The 11,768-nt window shown below is 59.2% G+C and carries 13 protein-coding genes and 1 riboswitch; of the genes, 7 read left to right on the top strand and 6 right to left on the bottom strand.

Annotation, left to right across the window (positions count from 1 at the left end; genetic code table 11):
• Positions 1–58 precede the first annotated feature (58 nt).
• Positions 59–228, bottom strand: a riboswitch (SAM riboswitch).
• A 74-nt stretch (positions 229–302) separates the two neighbouring features.
• Positions 303–689 (bottom strand): winged helix-turn-helix transcriptional regulator, encoded by a 387-nt coding sequence (locus AK2_RS10005; RefSeq protein ID WP_067933883.1) that lies wholly within the window; start codon positions 687–689, stop codon positions 303–305.
• A gap of 191 nt (positions 690–880) precedes the next feature.
• On the opposite strand from AK2_RS10005, the gene AK2_RS10000 reads away from it, so the two are divergent.
• Positions 881–1,294, top strand: a complete 414-nt coding sequence (locus AK2_RS10000; RefSeq protein WP_067933880.1) for an organic hydroperoxide resistance protein — start codon at positions 881–883, stop codon at positions 1,292–1,294.
• Between the two features lie 98 nt (positions 1,295–1,392).
• On the top strand, positions 1,393–2,061 hold the full coding sequence (locus tag AK2_RS09995; protein ID WP_067934033.1) for a type 1 glutamine amidotransferase domain-containing protein: 669 nt from the start codon (positions 1,393–1,395) through the stop codon (positions 2,059–2,061).
• Positions 2,062–2,364: 303 nt separating this feature from the next.
• Here AK2_RS09995 and AK2_RS09990 read toward each other — a convergent pair whose 3' ends face one another.
• Genes AK2_RS09990 through AK2_RS09985 form a run of 3 tightly spaced genes read right to left on the bottom strand, consistent with a single transcriptional unit; the run spans position 2,365 to position 3,576 of the window.
• Entirely contained in the window at positions 2,365–2,598 is a 234-nt protein-coding gene (locus AK2_RS09990) for a P-loop NTPase family protein (RefSeq protein WP_067933878.1), read from the bottom strand.
• A complete protein-coding gene (locus AK2_RS16495) occupies positions 2,595–2,765 on the bottom strand; it encodes an ATP-binding cassette domain-containing protein (RefSeq protein WP_083521069.1) in 171 nt (56 codons plus the stop codon). Before AK2_RS16495 ends, AK2_RS09990 begins: the two co-directional genes overlap by 4 nt.
• Positions 2,766–2,784: 19 nt before the next feature.
• Positions 2,785–3,576 (bottom strand): hypothetical protein, encoded by a 792-nt coding sequence (locus tag AK2_RS09985; RefSeq protein WP_157076299.1) that lies wholly within the window; start codon positions 3,574–3,576, stop codon positions 2,785–2,787.
• Positions 3,577–3,989: 413 nt separating this feature from the next.
• Here AK2_RS09985 and AK2_RS09980 point away from each other — a divergent pair, with 413 nt between their 5' ends.
• From AK2_RS09980 to AK2_RS09965, 4 genes are all read left to right on the top strand, one after another.
• On the top strand, positions 3,990–4,610 hold the full coding sequence (locus AK2_RS09980; RefSeq protein ID WP_067933873.1) for an ABC transporter permease: 621 nt from the start codon (positions 3,990–3,992) through the stop codon (positions 4,608–4,610).
• Positions 4,611–4,812: 202 nt separating this feature from the next.
• Positions 4,813–5,280, top strand: a complete 468-nt coding sequence (locus AK2_RS09975; RefSeq protein WP_083521068.1) for an ABC transporter permease — start codon at positions 4,813–4,815, stop codon at positions 5,278–5,280.
• Positions 5,281–5,364: 84 nt separating this feature from the next.
• Positions 5,365–6,912 (top strand): L-glutamate gamma-semialdehyde dehydrogenase, encoded by a 1,548-nt coding sequence (gene pruA, locus AK2_RS09970; protein ID WP_067933868.1) that lies wholly within the window; start codon positions 5,365–5,367, stop codon positions 6,910–6,912.
• 81 nt (positions 6,913–6,993) lie between these two features.
• Positions 6,994–7,770, top strand: coding sequence for a J domain-containing protein (locus AK2_RS09965; protein ID WP_067933867.1), 777 nt, complete (start codon positions 6,994–6,996; stop codon positions 7,768–7,770).
• Positions 7,771–7,841: 71 nt separating this feature from the next.
• On the opposite strand, the gene AK2_RS09960 is transcribed toward AK2_RS09965, so the two are convergent.
• Both AK2_RS09960 and AK2_RS09955 read right to left on the bottom strand, forming a co-directional pair.
• Positions 7,842–8,948: a 5-methyltetrahydropteroyltriglutamate--homocysteine S-methyltransferase gene (locus AK2_RS09960; protein WP_083521067.1), complete on the bottom strand. Its 1,107-nt coding sequence runs from the start codon at positions 8,946–8,948 to the stop codon at positions 7,842–7,844.
• A gap of 89 nt (positions 8,949–9,037) precedes the next feature.
• The gene (locus tag AK2_RS09955) at positions 9,038–10,423 is read right to left on the bottom strand and encodes a UDP-N-acetylmuramoyl-tripeptide--D-alanyl-D-alanine ligase (RefSeq protein WP_067933864.1); all 1,386 of its coding nucleotides are present in this window, start codon (positions 10,421–10,423) and stop codon (positions 9,038–9,040) included.
• Positions 10,424–10,585: 162 nt separating this feature from the next.
• Between AK2_RS09955 and AK2_RS09950 the strand changes: the two genes are divergently transcribed.
• Positions 10,586–11,761 (top strand): D-alanine--D-alanine ligase, encoded by a 1,176-nt coding sequence (locus AK2_RS09950; protein WP_067933862.1) that lies wholly within the window; start codon positions 10,586–10,588, stop codon positions 11,759–11,761.
• Positions 11,762–11,768 lie beyond the last annotated feature (7 nt).

The following is an 11,768-nucleotide window of genomic DNA, read 5'->3' as shown; positions in this document are numbered from 1 at the left end:
TGAAAAAAGGCCCCTCCCGGATGAGAAGGACCTTGAAAACCGAAGTTCGCTTTCAAGTCTCTCATCTCTCAGAATTGCTTCTGCAGGAGTTAGCACCGGGAAACGCGCCGCCCTGGGCTGGCCTCCCTGTCGGTCTCGACAAGGCGCGCCCAACGCAAACATACGGGCAGCGCGTTTCTGGTTGCCGGGCTTCATCGGGCCAGTCCCTCCGCCTACTCTTGATAAGAGAACTTTCGATTCAGTTGTGCATTCGTTAGAGTACGGCGATTCAATCGCCCACAGACAGGACTTTAATCGATAATTTACAGCGTTTCCGTCGATGCGTCAACGGCAATTGCACTCGCCGCGCCTTTCTTCTTGTAAGTCTCGCCCCATTCCTTCATTTTCATAATAATCGGCACCAATGTTTTCCCGAATTCTGTCAACGAATACTCCACTTTGGGCGGAACCTGCTGATACACCTCTCGGTGCACGACGCCATCTTTCTCCAATTCTCTCAGCTGCAACGTCAGCATGCGCTGGGTGATGGACGGGCAGATGCGGCGAAACTCGTTGAACCGCTTGGGACCCTCAATCAGGTGGTACAGCAGCACGCCTTTCCACTTGCCGCCGATGACATCCAGCGTGTACTCAACCGGGCAGCCTTCCTCGTTCGGACATTGCCCGTACCCACTCTTGCGATCGCGCATCCGGTTCAACCCCTTAACGGTATACAAATTGATACTATATAACATAAATGTGCGTACTTACGATTTTAAAACAGATGCGCTACAGTGACAACGGAAGGCCCCGGTCCAAGCCCAAACGAGTGAGAAGGGGTGGGTTTGCGAGGCGATTTGGAAGTTTTGATTTTGAATAAAATAAACCCGGGGTGAGCGAAATGGAACCTTTGTATACTGCGGTGGTGACGGCGAAGGGTGGGCGTGACGGTTTCGTGGAGTCGTCGGACGGAGTCATCCGTCTGCCTCTCCGGATGCCCAAGGCAATGGGGGGAACGGGTGGCGAAGCCACCAACCCAGAGCAGTTGTTTGCCGCCGGTTATGCGGCTTGTTTTGACGGGGCCCTGAACTTGGTAGCGCGCAAAGAGCGCGTGGACGTCGAGACATCTGTTACGGCAAGTGTCACGATTGGAAAGGATGCGGATGGCGGGTTTGCCTTAGCTGTGAAACTGGAGGTCTCGATGCCGGGAGTTGAACGTGAGGTGGCAGAGCGGCTCGTGCACGCGGCCCATCAGGTGTGTCCGTATTCCAAGGCAACCCGAGGGAACATCGACGTTGTCGTGAACGTGGTATAAGGCGTCCTGGAGGAGAGGCACACAGCATCTCAGGTTCTTCGCGGATCCTGGAAAGTTGTGCATAGGCATATAAAATCCACAGTGGGAGGTCATGGATGATGGCCAAGCGGATCCTCATGGTGGTAACAAACCACACGACCATTACGGACGATCATAAGACTGGGCTCTGGCTCGAAGAGTTTGCGGTTCCATACAACGTCTTCAAACAAAAAGGCTATGACGTGAAAGTGACCAGCATTGAAGGCGGCGAAGTTCCGCTCGATCCAAACAGCGTCCCGAAAGAGAAGCGCGCCGAGTGGGCGGAAGCTGAGGAAGCGCTCAAGCATACCACCAAACTGAGCCGAGAGGATGCGCAGGGGTTTGATGCGGTGTTCCTGCCAGGCGGGCACGGGACGATGTTCGATTTCCCCAATAACGAAACGCTGCAGTATGTATTGCAGCAATTTGCTGAGAATGGGAAGGTCATCGGTGCGGTCTGCCACGGGCCGTCAGGTCTCGTCAATGTCACATACAAGGACGGGACGCCGCTGGTGAAGGGCAAGAAGGTCAACTCCTTCACGGACGCGGAAGAGAAGGAGATGCAGCTGGACAGCTACATGCCGTTCCTGCTGGAATCCAAGCTTCGCGAACGGGGTGCCATATTCGTTTCCGGGGATAAGTGGACAGACTTCTCGGTCCGGGACGGCAACCTGGTGACGGGGCAAAATCCGCAGTCCAGCCAAAGCACAGCCGAAAAAGTGGTTGAGGCACTCGAAAATCCCGCCTAAAGGAAACACCGCGCGGACCAGGCTGTTCTTGCCCACAGGGGCAGGAAGAGCGGAAGCGTCAAATCGGGCGCACGTTGAAAACAACCAATCGATTCGCATACCATCTGCATGAGAAAGCCCCGTCGCATTTATCGCGGCGGGGCTGGTTAGGGTAGTGTCCCGAACGGGGCATATCGCCGGGTGTTCGGGCATAAAAACAAGTGTACTCTTCTGTGGTAAACGTACCCGTAAGGCCCCCCAGAACATACAAGACAATGAAATTGCGGCTTGGACGAACCGTTTAGTACAGTTTCGCCTGACTCCCTAATCCCTATGGCGAACCTCTTCGTTGATCAACCGTTGAAAAGCAATATCCGGATTGTCGGTCTGGCCGACAAGCAAGAATTCCTTGTAAGATCCTCGAAAACGCAGCTTGCCCTCGTGCAGCAAATACATGACACAGTCGACAAACTGCAGTTCATGTAAACTGTGCGTCGACATAATCACGGTTTTGCTGGGCTGTTTAGCCAAAGCCTCAATGCGCAGCAAGATTCTCATACGGGTGTCCGGATCGACATCAGATCAAACAAGGTCGTTTTCCCAGCTCCGTTCAGACCGACAATGACATTCAGCTTCTCTTCCTTGAATGACAGGGAAATAGAATCGAGCACCAATCGATTTGATCTCTTGTAGCGATATGACACGTTGCACAATTCTACGGTCATCTGCAACCTCCCCGGACGATTAGGTACGAGCGACGCTGGACAGAATTCGAATGTGACGGTAGCTAAACCACCCTATGACCAGATAGATGAGCAGCACAATCAGTAATGCGACAACATGTAAAGGACCCCTTGACAGGATATGAAATGTCGAGAAAAGTACCATCGCGATCCGCATGACAAACGTAACTGGATTCAGAAAATTGAGCACCTCAATGTCGGTGGAAAATGAGTGATATGCGTACATGCCCGCAAAATACAGCAACGGTCCTATCATGATGTTCAGAACCGGCGAAATGGATTGCACCCGAGTGGGCAACGCGGGAATCCAGCAGAAAAACAAGCCAATCGGTATGATGGATACGATGCAAACAATGTAGGCCACAAGCAGTGACCGGATAGCGTCAACATGAAACATCAGCGCCGTTGTCATCGTAAAAATCGTAATAATCAACAAAGTGCACAGCAGCAATGAGAGAATCTGTGCGGCAACAATCGGAAGCGTACGGCCACAAATAAAACGATACATTTTCAGGAATCCTGATTCCCTCATTTGGAGAAGTGAAAGACCAACCCCATTGAGCCCGCCGCTGACAATCATGTATCCCCAATAGGCAGCAGACACACCATTATATTCAATCGGACTGGGGGGATGAACAAACCATTGGTGTTCTTGCCAGATGAACAACACGAACGGCAGAATCAGCATCCAGATAAATCCGACAACGTTACTAAGGGATACTTTCAGGAATAACAAGAAAAATTCATACACTTGTCGGCCCACGAAGTTAGCACCCCCCACCATTTCGTTCACACAGTCTTCCCGCACTATGGAAAGGGTATCGGCCGTCCGCGATTCGGGAAGGAATCACTGAACCATTTAGTGGACGCAGGGGAATCCTCAGGAACTAAAAGATCGGTTCTCATAGAAGGTATCCTTGTTTCAGCATCAAGATCAACTCCAATCTATGGTCTGCAGGTTCTTCAAGGAATTCCACGTTGGAAGACAACCATCGGCCATGTGTGAGGAGCCAGAGTTGTGTTTCGGTCACTCAGGAACATGATACAATTACGCAAAAAAGTAAAGAAGTGAAACGAAGTGAACCCAGCGAGGATATTGGCCATCGATGATGAACAAGCTATTTTGGATATGATTGTCCTTGTTCTGCGAAAAGAAGGATTCGAGAACATTCGAACCGCCACGACCGGTGCGGAGGCAATTCGTAAATGCAGGACATTTGCCCCGCATTACACATCCAGAACATCAGTCATTTGTTGATGCCGAGTTTGATGCTAGGTATCGCGTTGTTGGCATCTTTGTTGTCTGGGTTGGAGCATCAAGGGCATGCTTGGAAGCAGTTGCTTGCCCTGCCTGTGCCAAGGGCTCAACTTTATTTGAGCAAGTTCATTTGGATTGCTGGACTGTTGGCCATTTCGGCCACACTGTGCGCCGTCGGCACGATTCTCCTTGGCTTTGCTTTCGGATTTACGACACATGTCCCTTGGGCGGGAATACTTGCGGAATGCTACTACCCTTATCTTGCAGCCTACGGAATCATCGCCATTCAATTGCTGCTTTCCATGCTGGTGGCGAACCAGTCGTTTGCGATTACGCTCGGCGTTCTTGGAATGATTATCAGTGGCCTCAGTGACGCTCTGTCGCCTGATGGGCTGGCTCATGCTGGGCACTGGGCTCCCTTTGTGCCTTGGGTCTATCCTTCTTTGTCCGCTCTTACGCATGGGGCTGTACAGCACGTTGACTTTGCATATGTGGCTTACGGACTCCTTGTAGGGGGTCTGCTGCTTGCTTTGGGAACCGGGCTTTTCGCGAGGAAGGAAGTGAAGTAGTACGGTGTTCTTTCGATTGTTGCTGTGGGAGTGGAAGAAGCTGCGAACATCGAGTATCTGGATACCTGTTTTGGTCGCGCCACTTTTGACTGTTCTCGTTGGTATGGTGACGTCGAGGCAGGATTTAGGGATTGACGGGAACGGGGAATGTACTTTCATATGTTACTAAATAGTTCGAATTCATGCTATCGTATTGCTACCGATGTTGGCGGGCATTCTCGCATCTCTATGCTGCCGAATTGAACACTTGGCAGGCGGTTGGAAGCAATTGTTGGCATTGCCTGTCCGCCGAACGGCGGTCTATTTTACAAAGTTCTTCTATGTCCTGCTCTTTCTGGCGTTGGTACAGGGATTGGTGTTGCTGGGTGTGCTTGTGGATGGATTGGTGTTTTTGCATATACAGGCGCCTATTCCCCGGGCCATGTTGAACAAGGGGTTCATCGGAGGTTGGATTGCGACCCTCCCATTGGCTACGTTGCAACTGTGGGTATCTAACTCAAGTATCTATGCGCCGATGTATCCTTGGGCACAGCCGATGCTGGCGATGTTACCCGGACATCAAGGAACGTTGAATATAACGACGGAGACTGCGATGACCATTACGATTGCGGGAATCGTCTTCATCATTGGCGGCTGGCTGCACTTTACGAGACGGGATATACGTGCGTAATACCGAAGGTCACCTATCCACAATGGTATGGGCACCAACCAGGTAGGTGAAAAATAAGTCAGTCCATGAAAGGGGAGGGTGCCGATGACGCTGATGCCGTATCGCAACGAGCCGGCCATCGACTGGACGGCTCCGGAGAAAGCGGCGGAGCTGAGACGGAATCTGGAGTCTGTGCGCGGCCAGTTTGGCCAGACCTACCCGCTGTTTGTCAACGGCCGGGAGATCCGGACGGACAAGACGCTGGCTTCGCTCAATCCGTCCAACCACCGGGAGGTGGTCGGCCACGTGTGCCAGGCGGACAGACGGGTGATCGATGAGGCGGTGGACGCCGCCCAGAAGGCGTTTGAAACCTGGAAGCTGACCTCGTTCGAGGAGCGGGCCATGTATCTGTTGAAGGCGGCGGCCATCATGCGCCGGCGCAAGGCGGAGCTGATGGCGTGGCAAATCTTCGAGTCCGGCAAGAACTGGGCGGAGGCGGACGGGGATGTGAACGAGGCCATCGACTTTCTGGAGTTTTACGCCCGGGCGGCCATGGAGCTGGGGAGGGGGCAAGAGCTCACCCCGTATCCAGGCGAGGACAATCGCATGATGTACATGCCCTTGGGCGTCGGTGTCGTCATCCCGCCCTGGAACTTCCCGCTGGCGATTTTGACGGGTACAACGGTGTCGGCCCTGGTCACCGGTAACACGGTTTTGCTCAAGCCGTCTCCGCTGTCGTCGGTGATGGCGGTGAAGTTTGTCGACATCATGCGCGAACTCCACCTGCCGCCGGGTGTCCTCAACTTTGTGCCCGGACCGCCGGAGGAAATTGGCGACTACATGACTGGGCACCGCGACGTCCGCTTCATCTCGTTCACCGGATCGAAAGCGGTGGGCCTGCATATCGACGCCGTGGCGCACCGGACGACGGCCGGCCAGCGGTGGATTAAGCGGGTTATCGCGGAGATGGGCGGCAAGGACGGCATCGTCGTCGACGAGACGGCCGACCTGGACGATGCGGCCGCCGGCATCGTGGCCGCCGCGTTCGGGTTCCAGGGGCAGAAGTGTTCGGCCGGATCGCGCGCCATCATCCATCAGGCGGTGTACGACGAACTGTTGCAGCGGGTGGTCGAGCGGACGCAGCAGCTGACGCTGGGGCCGGCGGAAGACAACCCGGACGTGGGGCCGGTGATTGACGAAAAGGCGTTCGCCAAGATCACCAACTATATTGCCATCGGCAAGCAGGAGGGGCGGCTGGTTGTCGGCGGGACGTACGACGATTCGCAGGGCTACTTTATCCACCCCACGATTTTCGCGGACGTGGCGCCGGACGCGCGCATCATGCAGGAGGAGATCTTCGGGCCGGTGCTGGCCGTGTGCAAGGTCAACAGCTTTGAAGAGGGCGTCGAGGTGTTTAACCACACCGAGTATGGGCTGACCGGGTCGGTCTACAGCCGCCGCCGCGACCGGCTGGAATATGCGCGCTGGCACATGCACTGCGGCAACCTGTACTTCAACCGCAAGTGCACGGGCTCTTTGGTGGGCGTGCAGCCGTTCGGCGGCTTCGACATGTCCGGGACCGATGCCAAGGCCGGATCGAAAGACTATCTGCTGAATTTTGTCCAGCCAAAGACGGTGACGGAGCGGCTCTGACTTGTGCCGCGGGGGCCTGCGCGGGACGAGGTGGCGCCTAGGCTCGCCGACGAGGTGTGACTGGGGCTGGCGGATGTTTCTTTGCAGACAGGCTTGGTGTATCCTGGACTCAAAATCATCGATTCCGGCGGCGCGCAGCGGCGAAGCCCAGGCAAAGAACGGGAAGTCTTGCGCGTGACGGATTCTGAATCGGGATTGAGGTTGGGGATGGCTATGGCATCCGAGGCCCACGTTCGGTTCACGACGTGTCCATTGTGTCAGGCCAAAAACCGTGTCGACCTGGGCAGGGCGCAGCAGGCGGTGTGCGGCACCTGCAAGCGGCCGCTGTTCATCAGCCACTACGACGTACTGAACCTCTCGCCCGGGGCCTCGGCGGCGGAGATCCGGCGGCAATACCGGCGCCTGGTGCAGGCCTGGCATCCCGATAAGGCGGGCGGCGAGGCTCGGGCGGATCGCCTGTTTCAGACGGTGCTCCAGGCGTACCGGACGCTGTCGAACCCGGACTCACGCCGCGCCTATGACGCTCTGCTGCAGGCCCGCTCGGCAAAGATTGCGCAGGGGATGCGCGCGGACGGAGGCGGGACGGCGAATGGGAGTCCGGGACCACACGGGGGCTCGGCGCCCCGCCGGCATGTATCGAACCAGGGCGCCGCAGGCCAGAGAGGCGCTTCTCCCCACAGCCACCGCGGTGCTGCCGCGGCGGCAGCGCGAGGCGAGCCGCGCCGGGACAGCGGGCAAGGGGCCGCGCCCGGCGCCGGTTCACCCGTGGACACGGCCCTGCAGGTCGCGCTGAACGCGCTCGTGCTCTGCGCCGCCGCGGTCGTGGTGATGGTTGGGCTGGTCAGCGTGGGTGCCTGAACCTTGACCGCATGCGCGAGCCCGCCCCCGTACGGCCCCATCCTGGAGCCACATGCCCTTAATCTGTACGCCTACCCCCACACTTCGTGCGCCGTTTCCACCACCAGGCGCAGCTTGTCCCACTGCTGTTCCTCCGTCAGCAGGTTGCCTTCCTCCGTCGAGGCGAACCCGCACTGCGGGCTTAGGCACAGCTGCTCCAGCGGCACATAGCGGGTGGCTTCTTCGATGCGCCGCTTGAGGTTGTCTTTGGCCTCCAGTTCGCCAAACTTGGAGGTCACCAGCCCCAGGACGATGCGCAGGTCCTTGCGGTTGACAAAGCGCAGCGGCTCAAACCCGCCCGCGCGGTCGCTGTCGTATTCGAGGAAGAAGCCGTCGATGCGGAGCCTGCCAAAGAGCGTCTCTGCCACCGGCTCGTAGCCGCCCGAGGAGATCCAGGTGGATCGGAAGTTGCCGCGGCAGATGTGCATCGTGATCGTCAGGTCGCTCGGCTTGTCGGCCACCGCTTCGTTGATGGTCGCCGCGTAGCGGTCTTCCAGGCGCTTCGGGTCCCAGCCGCGCGCCTTCATCTGTTCCCGCTGCTCCTCCGAACACAGGTACGCCCACGCCGTGTCATCCAGTTGCAGGTAGCGGCAACCCAGGGCGTAAAACGCCCCAATCGCCTGTTTGTAAGCCTGCGCCAGGTCGTGGAAAAATTCATCCTCGTCCAGGTACGTTTCCTCGACACCTGTGCCGCGGAAGTGCAGCATGCTGGGACTCGGGATGGTCAGCTTCGCCGTATGATCGCCCGCGACGCTCTGCAGGAACTGGAAGTGTTCCAGCATCGGGTGGCTGCTGAATCCGATCTTGCCCACCACCCGCACGCTGTGGGCCTTGGTGGCCTGGTTCTGGAACTGAATACCGTGTTCCGCCTCGTATCCTTCCACCCCATCCAGGCCTTCAAGAAAATCAAAATGCCAATACGCGCGCCGAAATTCGCCGTCCGTGACCGCTTGCAGGCCAATCTCCTTCTGCTTGGCGACGATGCGGGCAATCTCCTCGTCCTCGACCGCCTTCAGCCCGGCGGCGTCGAGGCGTCCGGCGGCCCGGGCGGCGCGCGCCTGCTTCAACCGATCCGGCCGCAGCAAGCTTCCGACCATGTCTCCCCGGTACGGGGGACGCTGTGTGCTCTGTTCTGTCAATCCAATCTCCCTCTTTCTCGTCTTATTCTTGTGCGCGATTTTTGTGCGCAGCGCCGGGCCGGCAAAACGGCAGCCGCAGCCTGAGAGGACTACTCGCTCACCAGCACTTGCACCACCTGCTCCAACTGCATGCCGCGCGATGCTTTGACCAAGACCGTGCAGCCGGCGGGCAGCAATTCCTGCAGCCTGGCGATGGCGCTATCCCTGTCCGCGAACGGGTGCACCCGGGGACACCCAGCCGCCTGGGCCGCTTCCGCTGTCCATTGGCTCATGGGGCCAATGGTCACCAGCACGTCGATGCCCAGCCTAGCCGCCTCCTGGCCGACCGCGCGGTGGCCCGCCTCCGCGTACGCGCCCAGCTCGTACATGTCGCCCAGGATTGCGGCCGTGGGGCCGCCGCGGGCGATATCGGTGAGCACCCGCAGGCTGGCCCGCGTGGAGAGGGGGCTGGCGTTGTAGCAGTCGTCGATCACCGTCCGCCCGTTGCCGGCCGGGAGGATGCGCAGGCGGCCGCTGCTTGGGGCGAGCCGCGCCAGCCCCTGGGCCATGTCGGTCAAGGCCAGCCCGTGCACCGCGCCGACCAACAGGGCGCCGAGGGCGTTGTTGACGTTATGCTCGCCATAGGTCGGTAACTCCACCTCCGCCGTCTGGCCGAGCACATGCGCGGTAAAGCGCACCCCGTGAGCGGTCAGGGTCAAGCGTTCCGCCCAGGCATCGGCGGAGGGGTCCAGGCCGTACCAATACACCTGCCCCGGGCACCTGTCCGCCACCCGCCGCAGCCAGGCATCCGTTTTGAGGAGAAACCCGCATCCGTCGGCCGGCAGCGCCTCAAGCAGTTCCGCCTTGGCCTTGGCGATGTTCTCCTGGCTGCCGAGCCGTTCCAGGTGGCTCTGGCCGATGTTGGTGATGACGCCGCTGGTTGGGCGGGCGATGCGGCACAGATGGGCAATCTGGCCCAACCCGCGCATCCCCATCTCCAGCACGATGGTTTGATGCTCCGGACGGCGGGAGAGCAGGGTGAGGGGCAGGCCGAGTTCGTTGTTGTAGTTGCCGGCCGTCGCCAGGCAGGGCGCGGACACGGACAGCACGGCGGCCAGCATCTCCTTCGTCGTCGTCTTGCCGTTGCTGCCGGTGACGCCAATCACCGGGCCGGTGAACAAGGATCGTTCCCGCGCCGCCAGCCGCTGCACCGCGGAGAGCGAGCTGTGCACCATAATCACAGCCGGCGCGCCGTCCTGCGGGAGTTCATCCGCGGCCAGCGGCCGCTCCACCAAAACCGCGGCGGCGCCCGCCTGGGCCGCCTGGCGGACGAAGGCGTGCCCATCCGCCTGTTCGCCGCGAAAGGCGACGAACACGTCTCCCGGCGCCACCCGGCGGCTGTCAATCGCCGTCCCTGTGACGGTAGCGTGCGGATCGCCCGATATGAGCTGTCCCTCGACGACAGCGGCCAGTTCGGATACGGAGAGCGGGGTCACGACAACACCGTCCTTCCTGTAACTCGCAGCTTGTTCCCCGCGTCCTATCGTATCATGAGACGGCCGGCGGCAGGGTGCAGATGTCGCAACTTTTCGCGGATCGGCTTCACAAGGTGGAAACGTGGGCAGTACAATGTGACAGTAGTCTAAAGGGGTGGCAACGTGACGAAACGGATACGAGTGGGTGTGGTGTTTGGCGGCAAGTCGGGAGAACACGAGGTGTCGCTGCAGTCGGCCAGGTCCGTGATGGCTGCGCTGGACAAGGAGCGCTACGAGCTGGTGCCTATCGCCATTGACAAGGCGGGGCGCTGGCACGGGGGCGAGCGGGCGTTGGCCTGGCTGCGCGGGGAGGCGGAGGCATCCGTTCTGGCCGGGGAGACCTCGGCTCCGCTGCTGGAAAACCGGGATGGGGAGCCGGCTGCGGCTACTGCGGGCGCAGCTGGGCTGCAGGTTGTGCCGGGCGCCGCAGTGACTGGCGAACGTGGCGGAGAACGGGTGCCGGAGGCGGTCGTCGGCGAAATCGATGTGGTGTTTCCGGTCCTGCACGGGTCCTATGGCGAGGACGGGACGATTCAGGGCATGCTGGAAATGTTGGACCTGCCGTATGTCGGCGACGGCGTGCTGGCATCGGCGGTCGGCATGGACAAGGTGGTGATGAAGGCCCTGTTTGCGTCCGCCGGCCTGCCCCAGGTGCGCTACACGCATTACTTGAGATCGGCATGGGAGCGCGAGCCAGAGCTGGTGCTGACGGACGTCGAAGAGAAGCTGGGTTACCCGTGCTTCGTCAAGCCGGCCAACCTGGGCTCCAGCGTCGGCATCAGCAAGGCCAAGGACCGCGCAGGGCTGGAGCGGGCGATGCGCGAAGCGGCCAAATACGACCGCAAGATCATCGTTGAGGCGGCCGTCGATGCCCGTGAGGTGGAGGTGGGGGTGCTCGGCAACGAACACCCCATCGCTTCCGTGCCGGGGGAGATCGTGCCGTGCAACGAATTCTACGACTACCGGGCCAAGTACATCGACGGCAAATCGACGCTCATCATTCCGGCTGAGCTCCCGCCGGAAACGGTGGCGGAACTGCAGGAGTTTGCGGTGCGCGCCTTCCAGGCGATTGACGGCGGCGGCCTGGCGCGCGTGGACTTTTTCATCGAGCGGGGGACCAACCGGGTTTTGGTCAACGAAATCAACACTATGCCCGGTTTCACCGAGTTCAGCATGTATCCGAAGCTGTGGGAGGCGAGCGGCATCTCCTACCGGGAATTGATTGACCGACTTGTTCAGCTGGCCCTGGAGCGGCACGCCGACAAACGTCGCAACCAAACCGAGTTCACGCTCGGGTGATCCCTGC

The organism is Alicyclobacillus kakegawensis NBRC 103104 (assembly GCF_001552655.1).
In the GTDB taxonomy this organism is placed as follows: Bacteria; Bacillota; Bacilli; order Alicyclobacillales; family Alicyclobacillaceae; genus Alicyclobacillus_G; species Alicyclobacillus_G kakegawensis.
Note: the sequence above shows the minus strand (reverse complement) of the source record. Positions and strands in the feature narration are given on the sequence as shown.